Origin of the sequence: Devosia sp. FJ2-5-3 (assembly GCF_029201545.1) — a bacterium.
Taxonomy (GTDB): Bacteria; Pseudomonadota; Alphaproteobacteria; order Rhizobiales; family Devosiaceae; genus Devosia.
In genome coordinates, this window is record NZ_CP104007.1 from 1,686,144 (window position 1) to 1,710,633 (window position 24,490).

The 24,490-nt window shown below is 62.4% G+C and carries 24 protein-coding genes; 11 read left to right on the plus strand and 13 right to left on the minus strand.

The window, feature by feature from the left end:
* Positions 1–16 precede the first annotated feature (16 nt).
* Entirely contained in the window at positions 17–1,906 is a 1,890-nt protein-coding gene (flgK, locus tag N0P34_RS08025) for a flagellar hook-associated protein FlgK (protein WP_275606493.1), read from the plus strand.
* A gap of 15 nt (positions 1,907–1,921) precedes the next feature.
* Positions 1,922–4,087 (plus strand): hypothetical protein, encoded by a 2,166-nt coding sequence (locus tag N0P34_RS08030; RefSeq protein ID WP_275606494.1) that lies wholly within the window; start codon positions 1,922–1,924, stop codon positions 4,085–4,087.
* Positions 4,088–4,274: 187 nt separating this feature from the next.
* Here N0P34_RS08030 and flaF read toward each other — a convergent pair whose 3' ends face one another.
* Positions 4,275–4,616 (minus strand): flagellar biosynthesis regulator FlaF, encoded by a 342-nt coding sequence (gene flaF, locus N0P34_RS08035; RefSeq protein ID WP_275606495.1) that lies wholly within the window; start codon positions 4,614–4,616, stop codon positions 4,275–4,277.
* Positions 4,588–5,025 (minus strand): flagellar biosynthesis repressor FlbT, encoded by a 438-nt coding sequence (gene flbT, locus N0P34_RS08040; RefSeq protein ID WP_275606496.1) that lies wholly within the window; start codon positions 5,023–5,025, stop codon positions 4,588–4,590. Before flbT ends, flaF begins: the two co-directional genes overlap by 29 nt.
* 386 nt (positions 5,026–5,411) lie before the next feature.
* Between flbT and N0P34_RS08045 the strand changes: the two genes are divergently transcribed.
* Both N0P34_RS08045 and N0P34_RS08050 read left to right on the plus strand, forming a co-directional pair.
* Positions 5,412–6,524: a flagellin gene (locus N0P34_RS08045; protein ID WP_275606497.1), complete on the plus strand. Its 1,113-nt coding sequence runs from the start codon at positions 5,412–5,414 to the stop codon at positions 6,522–6,524.
* Positions 6,525–6,727: 203 nt separating this feature from the next.
* A complete protein-coding gene (locus N0P34_RS08050) occupies positions 6,728–7,855 on the plus strand; it encodes a flagellin (protein WP_275606498.1) in 1,128 nt (375 codons plus the stop codon).
* Between the two features lie 124 nt (positions 7,856–7,979).
* Here the strand turns inward: N0P34_RS08050 and N0P34_RS08055 are convergent, their stop codons facing one another.
* The 4 genes from N0P34_RS08055 to N0P34_RS08070 form a co-directional block, all read right to left on the minus strand.
* A complete protein-coding gene (locus tag N0P34_RS08055; RefSeq protein ID WP_275606499.1) occupies positions 7,980–8,291 on the minus strand; it encodes a hypothetical protein in 312 nt (103 codons plus the stop codon).
* Between the two features lie 234 nt (positions 8,292–8,525).
* Positions 8,526–8,996: a hypothetical protein gene (locus N0P34_RS08060; protein WP_275606500.1), complete on the minus strand. Its 471-nt coding sequence runs from the start codon at positions 8,994–8,996 to the stop codon at positions 8,526–8,528.
* Entirely contained in the window at positions 8,996–9,310 is a 315-nt protein-coding gene (locus tag N0P34_RS08065; protein WP_275606501.1) for a rod-binding protein, read from the minus strand. The genes N0P34_RS08060 and N0P34_RS08065 overlap by 1 nt, the downstream gene beginning before the upstream one ends.
* The gene (locus N0P34_RS08070) at positions 9,310–10,434 is read right to left on the minus strand and encodes a flagellar basal body P-ring protein FlgI (protein ID WP_275606502.1); all 1,125 of its coding nucleotides are present in this window, start codon (positions 10,432–10,434) and stop codon (positions 9,310–9,312) included. The genes N0P34_RS08065 and N0P34_RS08070 overlap by 1 nt, the downstream gene beginning before the upstream one ends.
* Before the next feature lie 247 nt (positions 10,435–10,681).
* On the opposite strand from N0P34_RS08070, the gene N0P34_RS08075 reads away from it, so the two are divergent.
* Complete coding sequence (locus N0P34_RS08075; protein ID WP_275606503.1) at positions 10,682–11,101, plus strand: flagellar assembly protein FliX; 420 nt, start codon at positions 10,682–10,684, stop codon at positions 11,099–11,101.
* 178 nt (positions 11,102–11,279) lie between these two features.
* Complete coding sequence (dksA, locus tag N0P34_RS08080) at positions 11,280–11,696, plus strand: RNA polymerase-binding protein DksA (RefSeq protein ID WP_275606504.1); 417 nt, start codon at positions 11,280–11,282, stop codon at positions 11,694–11,696.
* 58 nt (positions 11,697–11,754) lie between these two features.
* Here dksA and N0P34_RS08085 read toward each other — a convergent pair whose 3' ends face one another.
* The 7 genes from N0P34_RS08085 to flgF form a co-directional block, all read right to left on the minus strand.
* Entirely contained in the window at positions 11,755–12,171 is a 417-nt protein-coding gene (locus tag N0P34_RS08085) for a YciI family protein (protein ID WP_275606505.1), read from the minus strand.
* A gap of 97 nt (positions 12,172–12,268) precedes the next feature.
* Positions 12,269–13,768, minus strand: coding sequence for a carboxypeptidase M32 (locus tag N0P34_RS08090; protein ID WP_275606506.1), 1,500 nt, complete (start codon positions 13,766–13,768; stop codon positions 12,269–12,271).
* A gap of 60 nt (positions 13,769–13,828) precedes the next feature.
* The gene (locus tag N0P34_RS08095; protein WP_275606507.1) at positions 13,829–13,978 is read right to left on the minus strand and encodes a hypothetical protein; all 150 of its coding nucleotides are present in this window, start codon (positions 13,976–13,978) and stop codon (positions 13,829–13,831) included.
* A 211-nt stretch (positions 13,979–14,189) separates the two neighbouring features.
* Complete coding sequence (flgH, locus tag N0P34_RS08100; RefSeq protein ID WP_275606508.1) at positions 14,190–14,927, minus strand: flagellar basal body L-ring protein FlgH; 738 nt, start codon at positions 14,925–14,927, stop codon at positions 14,190–14,192.
* Positions 14,928–14,942: 15 nt separating this feature from the next.
* Entirely contained in the window at positions 14,943–15,890 is a 948-nt protein-coding gene (gene flgA / locus N0P34_RS08105; protein ID WP_275606509.1) for a flagellar basal body P-ring formation chaperone FlgA, read from the minus strand.
* A 12-nt stretch (positions 15,891–15,902) separates the two neighbouring features.
* Positions 15,903–16,688: a flagellar basal-body rod protein FlgG gene (flgG, locus tag N0P34_RS08110; RefSeq protein WP_275606510.1), complete on the minus strand. Its 786-nt coding sequence runs from the start codon at positions 16,686–16,688 to the stop codon at positions 15,903–15,905.
* A 15-nt stretch (positions 16,689–16,703) separates the two neighbouring features.
* Positions 16,704–17,441, minus strand: coding sequence for a flagellar basal-body rod protein FlgF (gene flgF / locus N0P34_RS08115; protein ID WP_275606511.1), 738 nt, complete (start codon positions 17,439–17,441; stop codon positions 16,704–16,706).
* 287 nt (positions 17,442–17,728) lie between these two features.
* Between flgF and N0P34_RS08120 the strand changes: the two genes are divergently transcribed.
* From N0P34_RS08120 to N0P34_RS08140, 5 genes are all read left to right on the plus strand, one after another.
* On the plus strand, positions 17,729–18,232 hold the full coding sequence (locus tag N0P34_RS08120) for a flagellar basal body-associated FliL family protein (RefSeq protein ID WP_275606512.1): 504 nt from the start codon (positions 17,729–17,731) through the stop codon (positions 18,230–18,232).
* A complete protein-coding gene (fliM, locus tag N0P34_RS08125; RefSeq protein WP_275606513.1) occupies positions 18,232–19,398 on the plus strand; it encodes a flagellar motor switch protein FliM in 1,167 nt (388 codons plus the stop codon). The genes N0P34_RS08120 and fliM overlap by 1 nt, the downstream gene beginning before the upstream one ends.
* Positions 19,399–19,400: 2 nt before the next feature.
* Positions 19,401–19,865 (plus strand): DUF6468 domain-containing protein, encoded by a 465-nt coding sequence (locus N0P34_RS08130; RefSeq protein WP_275606514.1) that lies wholly within the window; start codon positions 19,401–19,403, stop codon positions 19,863–19,865.
* Complete coding sequence (locus N0P34_RS08135) at positions 19,862–20,821, plus strand: hypothetical protein (protein WP_275606515.1); 960 nt, start codon at positions 19,862–19,864, stop codon at positions 20,819–20,821. The genes N0P34_RS08130 and N0P34_RS08135 overlap by 4 nt, the downstream gene beginning before the upstream one ends.
* Positions 20,822–21,074: 253 nt before the next feature.
* Positions 21,075–24,398: a hypothetical protein gene (locus tag N0P34_RS08140; protein WP_275606516.1), complete on the plus strand. Its 3,324-nt coding sequence runs from the start codon at positions 21,075–21,077 to the stop codon at positions 24,396–24,398.
* The last annotated feature ends 92 nt before the right edge of the window (positions 24,399–24,490 follow it).

The window sequence follows — 24,490 nt, forward strand, 5'->3', positions numbered from 1 at the left end:
CCAAAGGAGACCCGTTATGGGTTTGACGGTCGCTATCGGGAATGCGCTTTCGGGCCTGAAGGCCAGCCAGTCGGCGCTGGAAGTTATTTCCCGCAATATTTCCAACGCCGGTACGCCCGGCTACCACAAGCAGACGCTCAACGTCATCGAAGTGGGCCGAGGCGACAATTCCTATGTCCGCGCCGGACAGGTCAATCGCGCCTTCGACTCCATCCTGCAGAATTACTACACCAAGCAGGTGCCGGAGACCGCCTATTCGGCGACGCGCGGGACCTTCCTCGACCGCATGCAGAATGCCATGGGCAAGCCCGGCAGCGCAGGCTCGCTCGATACCATGCTCGGCCATCTGCAGAACGCCATGGACGCCCTGGCGACCAGCCCGGACAATTATGCGACGCGTGCCGATGCCGTTTCCAAGGCATCGGACATGGCGTCCACGCTCAATCGGCTGTCGCTCGAAGTGCAGTCCATGCGCCGCGAAACCGAAACGCGCATGGCGACCAGCGTCGACCAGGTCAATTCGATGCTGGGCTCGCTGCGTGACGTGAACCTGGTCCTTGCCGACTACGGCGTCGACCAGAACACGCGCAACAGCCTGCTCGACCAGCGCGACCGTCTGGTGTCCGGCATATCCGAAATCATGGATCTGCGGGTCGACTATAATCCTGACGGCACGGTGCGTCTCGCAACGCGCGCCGGCACCTCCCTGCTGGACGTCAAGCCATCCATGCTTGCCTTCGAGCAGGCAGGTTCGCTGACCCCCACCTCCCAGTTCAACACCGACGACAAGCGCAGCAGCGTCGGCAAGCTGATCATCGAAACGCCCAATGGCACGCGCGTCGATCTTATCAAGGAAGGCGCCATCCGCTCCGGCTCGCTGGGTGCGTTGATCGAACTGCGCGATACCACGCTCCAGGACGCCCAGAGGCAGCTCGACGATATCGCCTCCGCGCTTGCGCAGGTGTTTTCGACCGTGCAGACCCCGGGCGAACCCACTGCTGCCGGCGTCGATCCTGCAGGCTATGACATCGACCTGTCCAAGCTGCAGGACGGCAATGATTTCGTTCTCAAATATCGCGGCACGGATGGCGTCGAACGCTCGGCCAAGGTCGTGCGTGTCGATGACCCCACGAAACTGCCCCTCGCCAGCCCCGACAGCAATGGCATGCAGGTGGTCGGGATCGATTTCTTCAATCGTGCCGGCGGCGGCGTCGCCGGCACGATCGACATGGCTCACATCGCCAATACGCTGAACATCTCGCTCGCCGTCGGGCCGAGTTTTTCCAGCACGGGTGTCGCCGGCGACACGGATCTGCAGATCCGCAACAATGGCAATGCCACGACGGTCGGCGCGACATCGCGCTGGACGGCGACAGGCCTGACCGATGGCGATCTGGGCGTGCCGCTCTTCCTCGATGCGGACGGCAAGCCCTTTACCAACGCACTGGGCGGGGAGGGGCAGCGCCTCGGCTTTGCCGCGCGCATCACCATCAACCCGGCGGTGGTGCAGGACAATACGCTCCTCGTCAAATACGAGGCCGGCACGGCGGCGGGCGACAGCAAGCGCGTTGAATATCTGGTTGATCAGTTCAAGAACCTGCGCTTCGGCTCGAACACGGCCGTAGGCGCCAATGGCGGTGGTTTCCGCATGAGCGGCTCACTGACCGACATGGTCAACCAGATGGTCGAATACCAGGGCAGCACCATCCAGACCGCCCTGTCGGCCGACCAGACCAACAGACAGACACTCGAGGCCATCAGCTCCCGCATGGAGGAGAATTATGGCGTCGACATCAACGAGGAAGTGGCCCGGCTGATGGAGCTGCAGAACGCCTATGCCGCCAATGCCCGCGTGGCGTCGGTGGTGCAGGAACTGCTCGACACCCTCATGCAGTCCTTCCGGTAAGAGGAGATAGCGAACATGCTCGTCAATAAATCCATGTATCCGGTCAAGGCCGGATATAGCGCGATCTCCACCATGCAGGGCCAGCTCGGCAAGCTGCAGACCCAGCTCGGCAGCGGCCAGAAGGCCCAGACCCTGGCCGAGATGGGGAGCGATCGCACCGTGTCGCTCGCCACGCGCGGTCGCCTCACCAAGCTCGAATCCTTCTCGGCCAATATCGACACCGTCAATCTGCGCCTCGGTTTCCTCGACCAGGCGTTCACCGCCCTCAACGGGCTGAAGTCCGAAACGCGCAATTCGGCCACGCCGACCAGCTTTGGCGAAAATGGCCTCGTCATGGCCAGCCTGCAGAAGGACAGCGAAAACCGTCTGTCGCAGTTGCTGGAAACGCTCAATCTCAGCGTTGCCGGCCGCTACCTGATGGGCGGGAACAAGACCGACAGCGCTCCCGTCCAGCCCATGGACCGGATCATGAACGGCGAGGGCCAGTTCGCCGGCTACAAGACCGTCGTCAATGAACGCAACCGGGCCGATCTCGGCGCCGATCAGACGATTACCCTGGGCGGGGTCGGCCTGCCCAATACCCGCATCAGCGGGCCGCATGGCAATTACCTGTCCGTGTCCTCGAACATGTTCGATGCGTTCGGCTATAAGCTGGCCTCGGTGTCGTCCAATACCGACAGCATCAAGACGGTCGGCCCCACGTCCAACCCGATCAACCAGACCGCCTATTTCAGCCAGAACCCGGTCGATCAGGACGCGGTCAGCGTCACGCTCAAGCGCCAGGACGGCACCTCGCAGACGCATATTCTCAAGGCCGTCGATACGCTTTCCGTTCCGCCGGTGGCCACCGAATATGAGATCGTCCCCGGCGATACCAGCGCGACTGCCGCAAAATTCCAGGCGGCGCTGGAAAATTTGACCGGCGGCGATCTCGACAGTTTTTCGGCGATCACCACGAACAATGCCAATATCAAGGTATCGGGCGATGCGGACGGCACCGACAATCTGAGCATCAAGCTTGCACAGAACCCGGCCCCGGGCGAAACGCTCAGCGTCACCCTCAAGAAGCCGGATGGGACTTTCGAGACCATTTCCCTGACCGCGCGCGATCCCTTGGCGGGGCCGCTTGGCGCCAATGATTTCGCGATCGGCGCGGATCGGCGCGAAACCATGGAGTCGCTTGAGGCCGCTCTCAAGGCCAGGATCGGCGGGATGGAGGCCAATGTAAAAACCGGCCGCCTCGAAATCGAGCGCAATGGTGCAACCGTCGGCATCTCCAAGGATTCGACGAACCCATTCGGTTTTGGCGATATCACCTCGATTGCCACGACAGTCGGCAAGGCGACCGTAACCCCGGCTCCAAACCCCACCATTACTCTGCCCGACGACGTGCGCCCGGGCGAGTCCGTCAGCTTCGGCGTCAAGATGCCCGATGGCACGACGGCGACGATCAAATTGTCGGCGGTGGACCGGAACCCCGGCGTCGGCCAGTTCCGCATCACGCCCGATGCGGCTGAGACGGCCAAGAACTTCGAGGCCGCGCTCCGCCTTCAGCTCGACACCGTCGCCAAGAGCGAATTGGTGGCGGCATCGACCTTCGCGGCTGCCGACGACTTCTTCAGCGCCGATGGCATTCCGATGCGCGTCGATGGCAATCCCGAGACTGCCACCGCCCTGGTCGATGGCCGGAGCAATACCGTCGTCTGGTACACCGGCGAGATTGCCTCGAACAATCCGCGCCTGTCCGCCACGGCCCAGGTCGATGACTCGACCAAGGTCGGCTATGGCGTGCGAGCCAATGAACAGGGCCTGCTCGACATGGTCCGCACGCTCGCCTCGATGAGTGTGCAGGAATATCGCACCAGCGATCCGACCTCGAAGGGTCGGTTCAGCGCCATGGTCGAACGGCAGATGGACAATATGTCCACGGACACTGCCACGGATGACGGCTCGGTGGAGCGCATTGCCCTCGAGCTGGGCGTCACCAAGGCCACGGTCGGCCGCGCCGCGCAGCGCAACGTCGCCTTTTCGGGCCAGTTGCAGAGCCTGCTCAGCGAGGTCGAAACGGTGAGCATGGAAGAGACCGTGATGCAGCTGCTTGCACTCAAGACCCGTCTTGAGGCCAGCTACCAGACCACGGCCCAGGTCGCAAATCTGAGCCTCGTCAACTATCTCAAATAGCCGATTGGCGGCGCCAGGAGGCGCTTGATCGGCCAGGATGGCCAATAGGAAGCGGGGTGGAAACGCCCCGCTTTTTTTGTGTCCGGCGTCTGGGGGCAGGGCGGTGGTGCATCGTCCAAAAAAAAGGCCCCCGGTTGGATCCGGGGGCTTTGAATATCGCGTCGAGGCGATCCTGGAGCGGAAGAGATTACTCTTCGCCGGCGCCGCGCAGGCCTGCGGCCAGCTGACGATTGATATTGATCAGCGGCAGGAGCTTGGCCTGGCTGGGTTCCATGTGCAGTTCGCGTGTCTCGTTCATGACGAACAGACCGAGATTGGCGATATTCTGGCGCACGGCCGCGGGGAGCGGGTTGTCTTCGCGGGTCACCGAGGTCAGGAAAATGTTCCAGATGCGGCGATTGAAGAGCAGGGCCTCATTCAGGCTGTCCTGCTTGAGCTCCCACGCGTCGTGAATGAGCTGGAGATTGGCAGCTGCCCGCGACAGCAGATTGGCTTCGCGGTCACGCGGGGCTTCCGTCTTGCGGGCCACCTGTTGGTAGGCCTGCGCTCCCTGATGATACATTTGCAAGAAGGTCCTGTTCGTACTGGATTAGTTTCCGGGCTGCCTTGAGAGCTTTGTACAGCTCGCCGGTTAAAATCTCGTTGTTGATGCCATTAATCAGCGAGATCATTGAAGGCGCCGCGGTGATTATCTCATTGACAAGATGGAAGTATTCTTCTCGCAGACGGGCTGTGTCGTCCTCAAGATACATGAGTTGCACGGCCAGGTAGATGCGCTTGGCCGGCGTGTCCGCCGTGGACACGGTAAGGATGTCCTTTTCGCGCAGGATCGGGGCCTTGCCGTCGATGAAGAGCCGGGTGCGCTGGTCTGAATTGGTAATGATGCACTGACCGATGATCAGGCGCTCACCAGGCTTGAGCTCGACTTTGAGGGACATGGCTTGTTCTTCCTATTCTGGGAATGCCGCCGGTCGATTGACGGACTTGATAAGCGGTAACAGCAGAAATCGCAGGACACCAGAGAGTTGGCGGGCCGATGTCGGGTTGGTTATGGCAGAATCTGCTTAATATGAGCTTCACGCTGGAAAGTGGCCGCCATGTGGCCTGTCTCGATGATTGCCCTTTCATCCCCGCTTTATAGAGACCCTTTCCAGCGGCCCGGTTTCCGGTGGTCAGTCCCCCGCATCGGGCTCTCGGGAATTCGATAAAACTTGAACTAAATTGCGCGTTTTCGCGAGAGGGGGCCGCAGCTTTTGATCCCTAAACCTGTTCTCGCCGGCAAGGAAGCCGGAAGAAAAAATCTCTGGAACAGGAAGTCCAAACAATGAGCGCAGTAAATCTCTCGTCGAACGCCCGCACCGGTCTCACCGTCCTGCGTAACGTCGCAGAACAGATGGCCACGACCCAGAACCGTCTGGTTACCGGCAAGGCCGTCAACAGCCCGCTCGACAATGTCTCCAAGTTCTTTACTGCAGCCTCGATGGACTCTCGTGCTGCTTCCATTGACTCGCTGATGGACAATATCAACGCGGCGCAGTCCTCGATGAAGGCCGCCAGCGAAGGTATCAAGGGCATTCAGGGCCTGATCAAGGAAGCCCGCAGCCTCACCAGCCAGGCGCTGACCGCGTCGGCAAACAATGTCTCGGTCGCCGGCACCAACACCGTAACCGACACGACGGCAATCACTGCCGCTGATACGCTGACTCTGACCACCGACAGCGGCACCTACACCTACACCGCTCCTGGTGGTGGCGGCACAGTTCAGGGCCTGATCGACGGCATCAATGGTGACGCAGATGTGGGCGTGAAAGCCTCGCTCGTTGACGGCAAGCTGACGCTGACCGGCTCGAAGGGTGAGAATGTCACCATTGCAGGCACCGGCACCGGCCTTTCCGCTGCTGGCCTGACCGCAGGCGTCGAGAAGCCCGCCAATAACGCCACCCGCGAGGGCCTGGCCAAGCAGTTCGACGCCCTGCGCTCCGAAATCACCCGCATCGCCAAGGATGCAGGCATCAATGGCACCAATCTTCTGAACGGTGACAAGATCCGCCTGGCACTGAACGAGGATGGTTCTTCGTCGACCACAATCGAGGGCACAGCAGTGAGCGCAGACACCTTGAAGATCGACGCCGCCGAAGGCGACTGGCAGTCCGACACCGCCGTGAATGAGGCGCTCGACGCCCTGATCGCAGCCGGCGACTCGCTCCAGGCAACTGCAGCCTCGTTCAGCTCGAACCAGTCCATCATTGCCGCCCGCAAGGATTTCAATGCGTCGCTGTCCGACATCCTCAAGGCCAGCTCGACCAATCTGACGGCCGCCGACATGGATCAGGAAGCCGCCAATCTGGTTGCGCTCCAGACCCGTCAGCAGATGGCAACCACGGCGCTGTCGATCATGCAGTCCTCGGAATCGACCGCTCTGAGCCTGCTGCGCTAATACCAAACGCCTTCGCGAACTGGCCCACCGTCATGGTGGGCCTTTTTGCGTTTCCGGCCCGTCAGACGGCCCGCAGGAATTAGATAAAATTTGAAATAAATTGCGCGTTTTGGCGAGAGGGGGCCGCAGCTTTTGACCCCTAAACCTGTTCTCGCCGGCAAGGAAGCCGGAACAACAAATCCCAGGAACAGGAAGTCAATAAAATGAGCGCAGTAAATCTTTCGTCGAACGCCCGCACTGGTCTTACCGTTCTGCGTAACGTTGCAGAACAGATGTCCACCACGCAGAGCCGTCTGGTTACCGGCAAGGCCGTAAACAGCCCGCTCGACAATGTCGCTAAGTTCTTTACTGCCGCTTCGATGGATACACGCGCTGCTTCCATTGACTCCCTGATGGACAATATCAACGCCGCACAGTCCTCCATGAAGGCCGCGAGCGAAGGCATCAAGGGTATCCAGGGCCTGATCAAGGAAGCCCGCAGCCTCACAAGCCAGGCGCTGACCGCCACGGCCTCCGAGAAGGCAAATGTTGCCGGCACAGCAGACGTGACTGCCGCAACTGTTGTGACGGCTGCATCCCCTGCACCGGCAATGACCGCCGGTCAGACCATCACGGTTGGTAACGGCACCACGACGGCCACTTACACTGTGGTGGCCGGTGACACGGTCCAGGACGTGATGGATGAAATCAACGGCACAGCCGATCTCAATATCACCGCGTCGATCAAGGACGGCAAGCTGGCCTTCGAATCTGCCGGCAACATCACGATCGGTGGCACGGGCGTTGCCGGTCTCGGCCTGACAGCTGGTACAACCGAGTTCAAGCCAAACGCTGCCCGCGAAGCTCTTGCCAAGCAGTTCGACGCTCTGCGGTCGGAAATCACCCGCATCGCCAAGGATGCCGGCATTAACGGCACCAATCTCCTGGCCGGTGACAAGATCAAGCTTGCCCTCAACGAAGACGGCACGTCCTCGACGACGATCGAAGGGACCGCGGTGAGTGCAGAAACCCTCAATATCGCCGAGGCTGGCGCCAGCTGGCAGACCGATGAAGCAGTCAACGACGCACTGACTTCTCTGATTGCCGCCGGCGACTCCCTCCAGGCGACCGCTGCTTCGTTCAGCTCAAACCAGTCGATCATCTCGGCCCGTAAGGAGTTCAACACTTCGCTGTCCGACATTCTCAAGGCTAGTTCGACCAATCTGACCGCTGCAGACCTGGATCAGGAAGCCGCCAATATGGTTGCGCTCCAGACCCGCCAGCAGATGGCAACTACGGCGCTGTCGATCATGCAGTCCTCGGAAACCACCGCTCTGAGCCTGCTGCGCTAAGACGCAAACCGCATTCACTGAACTGGCCCGCCGTATGGCGGGCCTTTTTTTTGGCCGGTGAGAACCGGTGCAACGAAAAGCCCCGGAGCAAATCTGCTCCGGGGCTTTTGTGTCGTCCAAATCGTCAGATCGTCTTGTCGGTCAGCGGGAACGATGAGGCCGGCGGGGCCCAGTCGCGGCTCAGCCGCTGGGCGATTTCGTAAGGGGAGAGGGGCCTGTTGTCGCTCAGCAGCGCTGCCTCGAACAAGGTTTCGGGCGGCAGACCTTCCAGTTGATCGCCGTCGACCAGCATTGTCTCCGGGCTATCGGAGTGCTGCGGTGCCGGCTTGTCACTGGCGGTCTCGTCGGGGCGCCGATATTGGCGCAGATGTCTGGGATGATGCGGCGAAAAGCCGATACGCATCGTATCGGGCCTCGGCGCTATTCTGGCGCTCATTTTTCCTGTCCTGGAGCCACAATTGGCCAAGGGCAGGCTAGCGGCTGAAGTTTTGTCGTCTCCTTTGTGCGGGTGCTCGCTTTTTAGGAAAATCTTAAATGTCTCCGTCCGCTGGCCGTCACGGCAATTAAAAAGGGTCCCCGCTTCTGCGGAGACCCTTTTGGCCGGCTGGAAAGATCAGCGCTCCTTCTGGAGGGCTTCGCCCATGGCGCAAGCGCAGCGGCGATTTGAATGTCAGAGCGCGCGGTTTACCGCGATCCCGCGGGCGGATGCGGCGCGCGGCGCCCGGACTTCGCCATTGCGATTATAGGTCCGGGTGCGGTCCTTGTGCCCGACTGTCTCGGCGACATCGGTCAACAGGTCCTCGGCCAGGTGCTTGGCCGTGGCGATAACGCGAAGGTTCTCGGCCATCTGGGTGGCGAGGCTGTCGTGATTGCTGTGCAGGCGGTCGAGCGCCTCGGGGGCTTCGGAGAGGAGCCGCTCGGTCTGGCGCTGCACGGCGCGCGCGAACACCACGTAATCCTGGGCCAGCTGCGTCTTCTGTGCGGTCAGTCCGCCGGCTTCGCGGAAATGACCGGCGCGCAAGAGGGTGGTCTCTTCGTTCATCATGGTGACGAGCGCCTGCAACGCGGTCTCGGCCTGCTGGCAGAGATCAAGGGCAGGCAGGCTGTCGAGCGACGCAATACGATCGGCTGCGGCAGACATCAACGGTATACTCCTGTAGCACGCGATTGGGTTTTCTGGGCGGCTTCCTGCATGGCGATCATGTCGCCAAGCAGCTGGTCGGCAATGCCGAGGCCGCCATTTTGAGCCATTGTGTTGGCCAGTTGTTCGGCCTGCATGGAGCGCCAGGTCTCCTCGCCGAAGCCACCACCAAAGCCGTTTTCGGATTTGACGGTCGCGAACATTTCCTTGGTCAGCAGGTTGAGGAACACGCCCTCGAGGTCTTCTGCCTGCTTCTTCAGCCGGTTGAGCTGCGCCGGCTCGAGGGTGGTCTGGATAGGGGAGGTGATATTCATCAGAGCACCTCGATTTCGGCCTGCAGGGCGCCGGTGGCCTTGATGGCCTGGAGGATGGCGATCAGATCGCGGGGCGACAGGCCGAGGGCGTTTAGGCCATCGACGAGTTGCTGCAAGGTGACGCTTTCCGGCACCGTCTGCAGCGCCGTGTCGGTCTGGGTGACGTTGAGATCGGTGTTCGGCACCACTTCGGTCTGGCCCATCGAGAAGGGATTGGGCTGCGAGACTTCCGGGTTCTCGGCAATGGAGACCGTGAGGTTGGACTGGGCAACGGCAACGCTCGACACGCGCACATCCTTGCCCATGACGATGATGCCGCTGTTTTCGTCGATCACGATCTTGGCGGACTGGTCGGTCTGGACGATCAGCTGCTCGATATCGGTCAGGAGGTCGACGATATTGCCGTTGAAATTGGCCGGCAGGGTCAGGCGGACGGTTGCCGGATCCTCGGGCACGGCCGTCGGCGCACCGATGAAATCATTGATCACCATGGCGATGCGGCGGGCCGTGGTGAGGTCGGCATTGCGCAGCGACAGGCGCAGGGAGTGCATGGACCCCAGTTCGAAGCCGATTTCGCGTTCGATAAGGGCGCCCGAGGAAATGCGGCCTGTCGTCGGCACGCCGGAGACGATGCTGGCGGCGTCGCCTTGGGCCTTGAAGCCGTTGATCGCAACCGGACCCTGGGCGATCGCGTAGACTTCACCGTCGGCGCCGACCAGCGGGGTCACCAGCAACATGCCGCCCTGGAGGCTGTCCGCATCGCCGAGTGCCGAAACGGCCACGTCCATGCGCGAGCCCTGGGTGGCGAAGGCCGGCAAATTGGCCGTCACCATCACGGCGGCGACATTGGCGGTGCGGACGTTTTCGCCATTGGTGTTCACGCCAAGCCGCTCGAGCATGGATTGCAGCGACTGGCGCGTGAAGGGGGAATTGTTGAGGCTGTCGCCCGTGCCGTCGAGACCGACCACGAGGCCGTAGCCTACCAGCTGATTCTCGCGAATGCCTTCGACATCCACGATGTCCTTGATCCGCGCAGGGGCAGCATTTGCCTGGCTGACGGGTGTCAGGACCATGGCGGCGCTGAGTGCGGCGGCTAGGACGGTACGAAGGAAGCGATATTGCATTTCAATCCCCGGATCGGCGTTGCGTCATCCCCATGGCGCAACCTTTGCCCACAGCAATGCGAGAACCGTGCCAGTTTGCTGAAATTTCTTTAAGCCGCTGAAAAATATAAGCAAATGGCGTGTGATGGGGCTCCGCGTGCCCTAAATGTCTGGCTGCCAAGCAATTCTTGCCGCCTTCATTAAGCGGGTATTAACCATGTCGGGCAGATTTTGCCGGTGTCGGTTTTTTGTGAGGGTTATGCAGGCCGTGCGTATCGAGTCCGCCAATCGCCTGTCGAGTGTAGCAAGTCGCGGTGCCGTAGGCCGCTATTCTGGGGGGCAGGCGTTCGCGCTTGCCGGAGTAAGCGCCCCGGCGCGTCCGTCGGCGGCCTCTCCGGTGATGCCGCTGGCCGCCCTCGATGCCATTTTGGCGCTGCAGGGAGTGGGTGACGCCCTGACGGGGCGCCGCCGGGCCGTCAAGCGCGGAGCATCGATGCTCGATGTGCTCGAGGAGGTCAAAGCCGATCTCCTGGTTGGGCGGATCACACCCGAGCGCCTCGACATTCTGGCTGAACAGCTGCAGTCGATGCGGGACAGGGTCGACCCGGGCCTCGATGGGGTCATCGACGAAATCGAGCTTCGGGTCCGGATCGAACTGGCCAAGCTTGGTCGCTTTCCGCCGCTTTAGGCCAAAGCTGGGGCCGCCCGAGCGGGCGCAAAGTCAATCAATTTCTTGTCAGAATTCGCTAGCTACTTGAAATTAAGTCCTTTTTTGAAAATCAGCCTGCGTAATATCGACGCTTGCCGGGAAAACAGCAGCAGCTTATATAGGCCGCCTAAGGGGCGCATTGGAGTTGAGTCTGCTGATGTCTTCGGTTGATGTCTTGGAATACCGGCCCAGTGAAGACGAGCCGTTCATGAACCCGCGCATGCGGGAATACTTCCGAAACAAGCTTTTCGCGTGGAAAGAGGAAATTCTTCGCGAAAGCCGGGAGACTCTGGAGAACCTCCAGGAGGAAAGCCAGAATCATCCTGATATGGCAGATCGCGCCAGCTCGGAGAGCGATCGTTCGCTCGAGCTGCGCACCCGGGATCGGCAGCGCAAGCTGATCGCCAAGATCGATTCTGCCATCAAGCGCATTGACGAGGGCACTTATGGCTTTTGTGAGGAAACCGGCGACCCGATCGGTGTCGCCCGCCTCGATGCCCGTCCCATCGCCACGTTGAGCCTGGAAGCCCAGGAACTGCACGAACGCCGCGAAAAGGTGTATCGCGACGAATAATCGGAATTCATAGCCTCAAAAAGCCCGCAGTGATGCGGGCTCTTTTTTTGCCCGTGGTTCAGCGGACCCTGTCGGCATTGCCCTCGTGGAGCGCCTTGGACTCGGGCGTCATGATATCGGCAAAATCTGCCATCTCATAAACCGGGCGGATTTCGATCTCGCTATCGGTGAACATCGGGTTGGGGCAGCGTTTGACCCATTCGACGGCCTCATCCATGTCGCGCACCTGCCAGAGCCAATAGCCGGCGACCAGTTCCTTGGTCTCGGCAAAGGGGCCGTCATAGACGCTGCGATTGGCGCCGCTGAACACCACGCGCTTGCCTCGGGATGAGGGTTTCAGGCCGTCGCCGGCGAGCAGGATACCGGCATTGATCAGCTGCTCATTGTACCGGCCCATGGCCTCGAACATTTCCGGTGTTCCACTCACTTCGGCTTCGCTATCCGCAGTCGCTTTCACAAATACCATTACACGCATGGTTCGTTCCTTTCCGTGAGGACATGAGCGTCCCTCATCATCGCGACGAGCCGATCTTGGCATTTCGACATTTTCGCTGCAATTCAGGCGCGGGTCGTCAGACCCGGCCGTATCGGCGCCTGAGATGGGCCTTGAAGTGGTCGGCATTGAGCGGTTCGCCGGTGGCTGCCGTAATCAAATCCGGCGTCGACAGGCGCGAAGCCTGCGTCCAGATATTGTCAGCGCGCCACTGGTTGATGGCCGAAAAATCGCCCTGGCGCACCATGTCCGGCGCGGCGGGAAGCGCCCGCTCCATCGCCGCCCATTGTTGGGCCGCGATCATCGCGCCCAGTGTGTAGCTGGGGAAATAGCCAAAGGCGCCCGAGGGCCAGTGCACGTCCTGCATCGGGCCATCCTTGGGGTCGTTGATGGTGGAGATGCCGAGATATTCGGTCATCTTGGCGTCCCATGCCTCGGGGATCTGGCTGGCCTCGAGCTTTCCGCCCACCAGATCCTGCTCGAGTTCGTAGCGCAGGATGACGTGGAGCGGGTAGGTCACCTCGTCGGCATCGACGCGGATATAGCCGCGCTCGACATGGTTCACCTCATTGAGGATATCGGCGATATCCCAGCCGGGGATGGCATCCTCGCCCAGATGCTGGTGCACCAGCGGCAGCATGAATTCCCAGAATTCGGGGCTGCGCGAGAGCTGCATTTCGACGAACAGGCTCTGGCTTTCATGCATTCCCATGCCGCGCGCCTTGCCCAATGGCCAGTGCGACCATTCCTTGGGCAGGCCCTGTTCGTAAAGCGCGTGCCCGGTCTCGTGCAGCACGCCCATCAGCGAGGGCAGGAACTGGTCGGTGCGATAGCGCGTGGTCATGCGCACATCGGTCGGCACGCCGCCGCAGAAGGGGTGATGGGAGACCGCCAGCGAGCCATGGGTGAAATCGAAGCCCACGGCGCGCATCGCCGCCAGCCCCAGCTCGCGCTGCTTTTCGATGGGGTAGGGCGCATTGAGCTCCTTGCGCGGATGCCTGGAGCGCCGCGCCTCCTGAACATCCAGCGCCTCGGGCAGGAAATCCTTCAGGAAATTCTTGAGGTCGGTGAAGACCGGATCGATATCGGCGACCCGGTTGCCGGGATCATATTGGTCCATCAGCGCGTCATAAGGGGCAAGGCCGAGGGCGTGCGCCCGCAATTGCGCCTCTTCGCGCGCCAGTGCCACGACACCCTCGAACGAGGGCAGGAAACTGTCCCAGTCGCCCTTCGCCCGCAGATCGCGCCAGAGCTGCTCGGAGCGCATTGTGGTCGCCGTGCGACGCTCGACGAATTCGGTCGGCAGGCAGGTGGCGTTGACATAGCCGCGCTCGAACTCGGCAATCGCCAGGGACTGGTCGGGCGTGAGTTCCTCGGCCTTGGCGGCCTCTATCCAGTCGCGGATTTCGGGCGCCGTGGCCTGGGCGTGATACATGCCCGCCAGGTTCGACATGGCCTCGGCGCGCTTGTCGCCGCCGCCCACCGCCATATGGGTCGCCTCGTCGGCGCCGAGGATGGACAGCGCATGTTCAAGCGCCTCGAGCCTGCGGCCGAGATCATCGAGTTTCTGAAAGGACATGTCTGGCTCCTTGAATGTGCCAGAGATGTTTCACAGCCTTTTGGCGCGGGCAAGGGGCTGCTAGTTGCGACTGCTGCCTTTGTTGAACGCCGCCGCCAGCGCAATCCCCAGCGCCACGCCGATGGCGATGCCCACCCCGATATTGTCCATGAACGCCCCGATCGCCACGCCCAGCGCGACACCAATGGCAATCCCCACACCCATGTTCATCCGGCCATCCTCCTTCTTCCAACGGCAATCTTTTCCGCGGCCCGCCGGTTCCGCATGACAGCAAGCATAGCTCACAAATGGGCAGAGGCGCAGCCGGGGAGCTGCGCCTCATGAGTTGGCCGATTGGCTTCTGCCTGACCTGAACCATCCTTCTGGATGGCTTGGGGACACGGCGGCGCAATGGGGACGGCGCCGCCGGATGGGAGCTGCCTTAGAAAGGCAGGATGGCGTCCAGGACCTGCTGGCCGTAGCGCGGCTGCTGCACGTCGGTGATCTGGCCGCGGCCACCGTAGGAAATACGGGCTTCGGCGATCTTGGTGGACGGGATGGTGTTGTTGGCCTGGATGTCCGAGGGGCGGACGATGCCGGTGACGATGAGGTCGCGCACTTCGAAGTTCACGCGCACTTCCTGGCGGCCTTCGATCACGAGATTGCCGTTGGGAAGGACCTGGGTGACGACTGCGGCAACCGAGGTCTCGAGGCTTTCCGAGCGGTTGACCGAGCCGGCGCCGGCATCGTTGATGCCCGAGGTCAGGTCGATGGCCGCTGCCGGATCGATATTGCCGCCGGAAAGATGGGTCACGGCCGAACCGAAAATGCCGCCCATGCCGGCCGAATTGGTCGAGGCGCGGCTGCGCTGGGTGGAGTTGTCGATCTGGGCGCTGTCATCGATGGTGACGACGATGGTCAGGATGTCGCCGACGCGGTGGGCGCGCTCGTCCTTGAAGAAGCCCTTGGCCGAAGTGCGGTAGAGCGAGTTCGACTGGTAGGTGTCGGCGATCGGCTCGGGCATCGGCATGCGCACGGGCTGGTAGCCGGCCATCGCGGTCGGATCCTGGATGGCGGTGAGGCTCGGGGCCCGGCCGACATCGGCGAGGCGATCCATGGTGTTGCAGGCTGCAAGCGAGCCGGCCAGGGTGATGATGGCAGCGATCTTGAAAAAGTTCATAGCGGGCATTCCCGATTAGAGGCCGGCCAGCGCCAGCGGGGCAGAGGTCACCTGGACCGTGCCGGGCGCGATGGCGGTAGCGCTGATGATGCGCTTGGACATGAGGTTGATGACTTGCAGGGGCGAGCCCTTGGCGGCGCTGGTGACGGCCTGACCCTTGACGGTCAAGGTCATCGGACCCTGGCGGAAGACGATGGTGACGAGTTCGTTCTTGGTGACGGCCAGCGGCTCGGTGATATCGGCTGCGCGCAGGACGACGCCGTCGCGGCTCTGGCGACGAAGCGCCATGCCCACCAATTTCTCCACCGGCACGATGCCAAGGCTATCGGCGTCGCGCAGCGGGATCGGCCGCATGACGATATGCTCGGGCATCAGCACCGTGCCTGCCGCCAGCGTGGCCGCCAGGTGCGGGGCGTCGACGGACATCATGATATTGCCCGAGACGTCGAGCGGACGGCTCATGCCCGACAGCGTGAAGCGGGCCGAGAAGTCGTTGCGGCTCGGGTGATAGCGCAGATTGTCCAGGCGGGCGGGCTCGGCATCGGCCGCGACCTGCACCGGCGAGAACCCCGGCGAGAGCATGATATCGGCATGCATTCCCTGGCCGATTATGCCCCGGGCCTTGAGATCGGCAAAGATCATGTCCTTGAGGAAGGTTTCGTCCACCAGAATTGCTGCACGCGAGACGCGGACCCGATCGAGGCCATTATTGCCGAAAGTGTTGATGCCGATGCGCGCCGCCGCCGCCTTGATGGCGCCGAGATCGACAAGACCGGACGTGCCCGGAGCGGGTGCTCCGAAGATCGGGGTGTCGGCGAGGGCGCCGGCATCCTCGAACATGTCCCCCGCCGTCACGACGGGGTTGATGACGATGATGTCGCCGCGCAGGACGGGTGCTGCAAGAGCGGAGCCGGCCATGAGCGACAGGGCAATTGCGGCGGTCAGTGTGCGGAAATGCGCCATCACGGCCTCCTATCAGCGCAGCTGGCTGGTTGCCTGCATCATCTGGTCGGCACCGGAGATGACACGGGCATTCATTTCATAGGCACGCTGGGCGGCGATCAGATCGGCGATTTCGGTCACCGAATTGACGTTGGCCATTTCCAGATAGTTCTGCAGCAGATTGCCATTGCTGTCGGCGTTGGGCAGGCCAATTTGGGCCGGGCCGCTGGCGCCGGTCTCGAGGAACATGTTGTCCCCCATCGATTCGAGGCCCGACTTGTTGGTGAAGCGCGCCAGCTGGATCTGGCCGAGATTTTGCGCGTCGGTATTGTTGCCGCGGAAGCCCTGGACTACGCCGCTGGGCGAAATGCTCACCGAAGTGATGTCGCCGGGAATGGTGATGCCGCCGGTCATCGAAAAGCCGCTGGAATTGACCAGCGTGCCTTCCGGGCTGCGCTCGAACGAGCCGTCGCGGGTATAGGCCGTCCGCCCATCGGGCAGGTCGATCATGAAGAAGCCTTCGCCGCGGATGGCGACGTCGAGTTCGCGCTCGGTGACGTTGACGCTACCCTGGCTCATAACGCGGGGCGTTGCCACGGTGCGCACGCCCGAGCCGATCTCGAGGCCCGCAGGCACCAGCGTACCCTGGTCGGAGGTTTCCGAACCGGCGCGGGAAATCTGCTGGTAGAGCAGATCTTCGAATTCGGCGCGCTGCCGCTTGAAGCCGGCGGTGCGCATGTTGGCGATATTGTTGGAAATGACTTCGACATTGCGTTCCTGCGCGCTCATGCCGGTCGATGCGATATAAAGGGCTTTCATCTCGGGTCCTTAAGCTCAGGCGTTGGCGTCGCCGAGGCGCTGGATGGCGTTGCGGCGCAACTCATCCTGCTTCTGGGCCAGCGAGGCGATGGATTCGTAGGTGCGGGTGACGCGGATCATTTCGGACATTTCGGCGACGCCCGAGACATTTGAGCGCTCGACGAAACCCTGCATGACGCGGGAATTGGCGTTGGCGACGGGCGTGCCGCCGGAGAAAAGGTTGTTGCCCTGGCGGATCAGTTCCTGCGGCTCGTCGAACTCGACGATGCGCAGCTTGCCCTTGGGGCCTTCGCTGGACGACACGGAGCCGTCTGCGGCAATGGTGATGTCGGTTTCTTCGGGGCCGAACTGGATGGGGCCGCCTTCGCCGAGAATGGGGTTGCCGGAGAGATCGACCAGCGTGCCGGTATTGTTGAGCTGGAAGGAACCGGCGCGGGACCAGCGCTCGCCGCCCTGCGTCTGCACGGCAAAGAAGCCGTCGCCCATGATCGCGACGTCGAGCGGGCTACCGGACTGCACCATCGGACCGTTGGCAAAATCCTGGATCGTCGCCCAGTCCTGCACATAGCGCAGGGACTGGTCTTCACCGGAAAAGCCGCGATGGGACGCGACTGGCATCTTGTATTCCTCGAACAGCATCTGTTCGGCCTTGAAGCCCGTCGTATTCACGTTGGCGATATTGTTCGCCAGCATGTCCATCTGCCGCTGCAGCGCCATCTGGCGCGAGAGGTTGATGAGTTGTGCGTTTTCCATTCGCCCCGGTCCCCGGTTAACTGTGCCCGAGAGGCCCGCTTCCCCAAGCTGGTCGCCTCGCTGGTAACAATGCAGAAACCATGCCAAGGCGGAATATTACTATAAATCAGTGAGTTAGCTTTTTCATCCGCATCCCGGGGTCGGTATGCAAAGCTGCCGGTCGGCAATTCCTGCCGGGCAAAATGTGCCCAAAAAGTGGCAATAGTAACCACTCGTTAACCAAGATGGCATTAGCTGTGATCAGGCCGGAATCGTCCGGAAACACGCGGCATTTGTTAGGGTTCGTCATGGCGGCAGAAGCAGAAATCGGTGGCGAAGCGCCCGCCAAAAAAGGCATCAACAAGCTCTTCGTCATAATTGGTGCTGCAGCGGCCGTCGTGATCGTCGGTGGAGCGGGTCTCTTCTTCTTCCTGTCCTCGGGCAATTCGGCCGACGCGGCCGCCGCTCACGATGGAGCAGGGCATGGCGAGGCCGCCATCGTCACCGATACCTTCATCTTCAATCTCGAACCGATGATGGTCAATCTCAACAGCGCCGAAGGCCAGCAGAACTATATGAAGCTGACCGTCGCGCTCGAAGTTGCCGACCAGGAGACGATGACAGCCATCCAGCCGCGCCTCGCCAAGGTCGTGGATGCATTCCAGGTCTACATGCGCGAGCTGCGCAAGAGCGATCTGGAAGGTTCCGCCGGCATCTATCGCCTCAAGGAAGAGCTGCTGCGCCGCGTCAACCTGGCCGTTTATCCGGCCCGGGTCGAAAGCGTCCTCTTCAAGGAAATCCTGGTGCAGTAATGGCTGGTCCTTCCGATCAAGACAAACTCTCCGAAGACTGGGGCCTTGACGCCCTGACCGGAAGCGGTGGCGGGTTCGATATTCCTGCTGCCGACGATCCGGGCATGGAAGATTGGGCGGCGATGCTGCAGGCCGGCGATGGCGGCAGCAGCGACGGTATCGACCGTGTGCTCAATCAGGACGAGATCGACAATCTGCTCGGCTTCGATGCCGCGGCCGCCAACAATGTCGAGCTGTCGGGCGTTCAGGCGCTCATCAATTCGGCCCTGGTGAGCTATGAGCGCCTGCCGATGCTCGAAATCGTCTTCGACCGCCTCGTGCGGCTGGCGACGACCTCCCTGCGCAATTTCACCTCCGACAACGTCGAAGTCTCGCTGGACTCGATCTCATCGGTGCGTTTCGGCGACTATCTCAATTCCATTCCGTTGCCCGCCATCCTTTCGGTCATCAAGGCCGAGGAATGGGGCAATTATGGCCTGCTCACCGTCGACAGCAATCTCATCTATTCGATGATCGACGTGCTGCTGGGCGGTCGCCGCAGCGGTGGCAATGTCCGCGTCGAGGGGCGTCCCTATACAACCATCGAAATGGCGCTGGCACAGCGCATGATCGAGCTGATCCTCGATGATACGCACCGGGCCTTCGAGCCGGTGACCCAGGTCAATTTCAAGCTCGAGCGCATGGAGAGCAATCCGCGCTTTGCCGCGATCTCCCGCCCGAACAATGCGGCCATCCTGATCGAACTGCGGATCGAGATGGATGATCGCGGCGGCAAGATCGAAATCCTTCTGCCCTACGCGACGATCGAGCCCATCCGCGACCAGCTCCTGCAGATGTTCATGGGTGAAAAGTTCGGCCGCGATCCGATCTGGGAAGGCCATCTCGCCACCGAGATCTACCAGGCCGACGTCGAGATCGAGGCAGTGCTGCACGAGCAGGACCTGCCGCTGGCGCGCCTGATCAACATCAAGCCGGGCGAGACGATCATGTTCGAGCGCGCCCCGACGGATCCGATCCAGCTGCGCTGCGGCGATGTCGATCTTACCCAGGCGATCATGGGTCATATTGGAAATCATGTTTCGGTGCGTGTTACGCGCCCGCTCAACCCGCCCAAGGTCACGATGGCGGCGTTTGAAGCGATCGACGAGTCTATGGAAGGGCGATAAAATTGGGTTTGTCTCTGGGTTTGTTCATTGAAGGTGCCGTTGCTCTGCTGCTGGCACTGACCCTTGGTTATTGCATCGTCCTCAACCGTCGCCTGACGCTGCTGCATGCGGACCGCGACGCGCTCCGCCTGATGGTGGGAGATCTGGTTACGGCGACCAGCCTGGCCAACCAGGCCATCAAGGAGCTCAAGACCACCGCGGTGGAAGCCGATTTGTCGCTGACGTCTCGACTTGAGGAAGCCGAGCGTTTCGGCATCCAGCTGGCCAATCACATCAATTCGGGCAATGCGCTGATGCAGCGGATCGCCAAGATCACCGCTGCAGGCCGTCGCACGCCGGCTCCCGTCGCCGGGCTCGACCTGCTCCCCGGTGCGCCTGCCGCGGCGCCGGCTCACGGCACCAACAAGGTCCGTGCCGCGCTCGAACAATTGTCCACCCGTGTGCATAATCGTGGGGTCGCAGCGTGACCAATATCCGACTGCTTCCCGTCGTCATCCTGGTGGTGGGCGCGCTTCTCGTGCTCAAGACCACGGGCCTCGTGACCGAGGGGCATTATGTCCTCTCGGGCGTGGCTCCCGTGGCCGCCGCTGGTGGCGGAGCGGCTCCGGCAAGTCCGGCACCGCAGGAAAGCATCACCCTCCAGCAGCCGACCCTGTCCGATGCGGCGCCGCTCATGTCTGACGGTGCGCCGACCATGGGCGCCGATGCTGCCGAAGCCGGCCATGGCGCGGAAACCGACCATTCGGCAACAACCGAAATCGCTGCGGATGGTGTGCCACCCGCCGACGATCACGGTTCGACCCCTGCCAATAGCGTGGCCGTGGACAATGCCTGTGCGCCCCGCGAATCGGGTGAGCAGGAGGGCGGACAGCTCACCATCGTTCCCGGCGGCTGCCCGCCGATTGGCGATGCCATGCCGCAATTGGCGACGCCGGGCGGCGTGGTCGACATGGCCGTCGGCGATACCTCGCTCACCGGCCAGGTGCTGCTCGACCGCCTTTCCGCCCGTCGCACCGAGCTCGAAGCCTTCGAGCAGGAACTGAGCGTGCGTGCCTCCCTGGTCGATGCGGCCGAGCGCCGGGTCCAGGATCGGGCCTCGACGCTGGAAGCCCTCGAGGCCCAGATTGCCTCGCTGGTGGATGAGCGCAAGCGCCTCGAGCAGGAGCAGTTCGCCGGCATCGTCTCCATGTACCAGACGATGAAGCCCAAGGACGCCGCCTCGATCTTCGACGAACTCGACATCGATGTGCTGGTGCGTGTGGCCAAGATGATGAGCCCGCGCAAGCTGGCGCCGGTCCTGGCTGCCATGACCACGACACGGGCCCAGGAACTGACGATCCGCCTGGCTGCGGAAACCTCGGAAAATCCCGAGCAGATGCAGCCGGCCGATGTCGCCGCGCTGCCCCAGATCGTCGGCCAGTAAACCGACACCCCCACCTTCTCCGACCGCGGCGTCCCAGGCGCCGCGGTTTTTGCTTGTCCGCACTCTACCTCTTCTAGGGCCAGCCATCCTTGACGCCCGTAAGGCCATGTTAAGCATGCGCGCTTAGGGTTGGGCCCAAGTGAATTTGTGTAACTCGCCGCTCCTCGGCCTGGTCTGGTTCGACCATCGTGGAGCGCGATTGAAAGTGTCGGGCGGGCTCTCACCCTTGAAAATCAGGACTGGTTCAATCTGGTTGCGGTCTCGAGCCCTTCTGGCTTTGGCAACGCTTTCGGTGAGCATGGCGGCTCTTTCGGCCGCCTGGGCGCAGGAGCAGGGGCAGTTCTTCGCCACCCAGGAAGACGGCTATGGCCGGCTGATCATCAGCTTCCCGGGCCGGGATACGCTGCCGGGCTATGATCTGCGCATGTCCAACAGCGTGCTGACGCTGACCTTTGACGAAGAGGTCGCGATCGCCCTTCCGGATGTGGCCGCCACCATGCCGGAATATCTGTCCGTGGCCCGCGTCGACGGCGATGGCAAGGGCATGCGCCTTGGCCTGCGCACGAGTTTCAACTTCAATCGCACCGAAGCGGGCGACAAGCTCTTCATCGATCTCCTGCCCTCCGACTGGCAGGGCATGCCTCCCGGGCTTCCGCAGGAGGTCATCGACGAGATGAACCGCAAGGCCGAGCGCGCTGCCCTGCGCGCCGATCAATTGCGCAAGGCGCAGGTCGTTGCCGAGCAGAACCCGCGCGCCACCGTCCGCATCGGGCGCAACCCGACCTTCCTCCGCGTCCAGTTCGACTGGACCATTCCCACTGGCGGAAAGTTCGATTTCGAGGACGAGGCGGGCGACATCGCGTTCGAATGGCCTGTTGAAGTCGATCTGCGCGAGGTGATGGTCGATCTGCCGCGCGAAATCGCCGAGCTCAAGAATGTCGTCACCCCCGATGGCAGCACGGTCAAACTGAAATTCGCCAAGGGGGTGGAGCCGCGCTTTTATTCCACTTCCGCCACCCAATATGTGCTCGACATCGATATTGAGGGGGAGGGCCTTCCCGAATTGACGGCCGCCGGTCTCCTGGCCGATCAGGATGCGCCGCAGGTGGCATCGGCCTCGCTCGGCGGAACGCCGGCATTGCCCGGCGCCGAAACGCGCAAGGCCGCCGCCCCGGAAGCTATTACGCCATTCGTCACCATGCTCGGCAGCACGGTGCGCGTCGTCTTCCCGTTTGAGCAGGAAACGCCCGCCGCCGTCTTCCGTCGCGGCGATTCGGTGTGGATGGTGTTCGACAGCCAGAGCCATGTGAACAGTCCCGCCGAGATGGGGCAACTCCAGGCCATAAGCACCGAATTCGTCGCCACGAATTCCGGCTCCGATACGCAGATCGTGCGGATCGACCTCTCCCAGGATCGCCTGGCCACATTGGGCTCGGAGGGCCTCTCCTGGGTCTTGTCCCTCGGTGATGTCATGATGTCGCCGACAGAGCCGGTGGAGCTGGTCCGTCGCCGCGACATGAAGGGCGCCTTCGAGATGGTGGCCAATATCGTCCGGCCCGCCCGCGTCCACGATTTCGTCGATCCGATGGTCGGCGATACGCTCAAGGTCGTCACCGCCTATCCGCCGGCGCGCGGCCTCACGCGTTCCTTCGACTATGTGGATTTTGCCGCCATGCGCAGCGTCCATGGTCTGGTCGTTCGCCCCAAGGCGGGGGAACTCGATGTCGCCATCGAGAATGCGCTCGCCGTCATTTCCAGCGCGGATGGGCTCACGGTCTCGCCGCTCGAGACCCTGCGGCAGGATCAGGCCAGCATCGCGCCTGCCCAGCGCCTCAATTTCCTTGATATTGCGCCATTGGTGCAGACCGATCCGGGTATTTTCGGCCAGCAGCGTGATGAATATGAGGCCATCGCCGCTGCCAGTGACGGCAGTTCGCGCGACACAGCGCGCCTCGATCTCGGGCAGTATTTCCTGGCCAACCGGCTCGCCATCGAGGCGCTGGGCGTGCTCCAGGTGGCCAATTCGGGGCTCCGGGACAAGGCGCTCCTGCCGCGGATCGAAATGACGCGGGCGGCTGCCAATGTCGTGGCCGGCCGTCCTGCAGATGCGCTCGCGACGCTAAACGACCGCCGCTTCGACCAGGATGTCGACGCCATGTTCTGGCGGGCCATTGCGCGCGAGGAGGTCAATGATTTCTCCGGCGCCCTCGCCGACGCCACCCAGGCCTATTCGATCGCCGACGGTTACCCGTCCTGGGCGCGCGACAAATTCCATCTCGCCGCCATTCGCGCCGCGCTCGAGGAGCACAATCCCGATAAGGCTGCCGCCATGCTCGAGGATGTGGATTTCGCCTCGCTCGAAACCGATCAGATCGCCGAGTTCAACCTGCTGACGGCCCGGCTGGCAGAAGCCCAGGGACGCCAGCAGGATGCGATCGACACCTATGGTCAGGTGATTGCCTCCGAGGTGCGCCCGGCGCGCGCGGAGGCCGTGTTCCGCACCCTCCAGATCCTCGACCAGCAGGGCCGGCTCGATCTGGCGCGCGGCACGCAGACGCTCACCGCCGAGGCGATGCTCTGGCGGGGCGACCGGCTGGAAGCGAACATGCAGGCCATGCTGGCGGATCTGCATTTCCGCAAGGCCGACTATCGGGAAGGCTTCGAGGCGGTGAAGGCCGCTCTCCTCAGCGATCCGGAGAGCCGTGCGGTCCAGCAGCTCAGCGATAACGCCCAGCGCACCTTTACCGAGCTCTTCCTCAATGGCTTTGCCGACAAGCTCGCCCCGATCGATGCCCTGAGCATCTACTATGATTTCCAGCACCTGACCCCAGCCGGGGCGCAGGGCGACGAGATGATCCGCAATCTCGCGCGGCGTCTGGTGCGCGTCGATCTTCTGCCGCAGGCCATCGCCCTGTTGCAGTACCAGCTCGACAATCGCCTGCGCGGCGTTGCGCGCACGCAGGTGGCGACCGATCTCGCCGTGCTCTACCTGGCCAATCACAAGCCCGCCGAGGCAATGCGGGTGCTCAACGATTCGCGCCTGCCGGACCTGCCGGCCTCGCTGGCCCGCCAGCGTCGCGTCATCGAGGCCCGCGCCATGATCGATGGCGGCCGCGACCAGCTGGCACTGGACCTGCTGCGCGATCTCGAAGGCCAGGATGTCGAGCTGATGCGCATCAATGCGCACTGGCAGGCCAAGCGCTACAGCCAGGCAGGGCAGGGGATCGAGGCGCTTTATGGCGCGCAGGCCCTGGCTGCGCCGCTCAGCAAGCCGGCCCGTCTCAATATCATCCAGGCCGGCGTCGGCTATGTGCTGACCAGCGATACAACTGCACTGGCCCGGCTGCGGGCAAAATATTCCGACGCCATGGTCAACTCACCGGAATGGCCGATCTTCGACTTCATCACCGGTCCGATCGAGGTGACGAGCAACGAGTTCAAGCAGGTGGCGGCCCAGATCGCCTCGCGCGATGGCCTCGATCTGTTCCTCACCGCCTATCGCGAGACCTATGAGGGCCAGGGGGCTTTGGCTCCGGTCGCGAAATCGGAAAATATCGACCTCTCGACCAGCGGCTAGGCTCGCGCCACACCCGCGAGCCGCGTCCGCTGCACGACGAGCGGGCGCAAATTCCCTGCGCCCAAAACCGGGGCCCACGCCGCCCCAGGGAC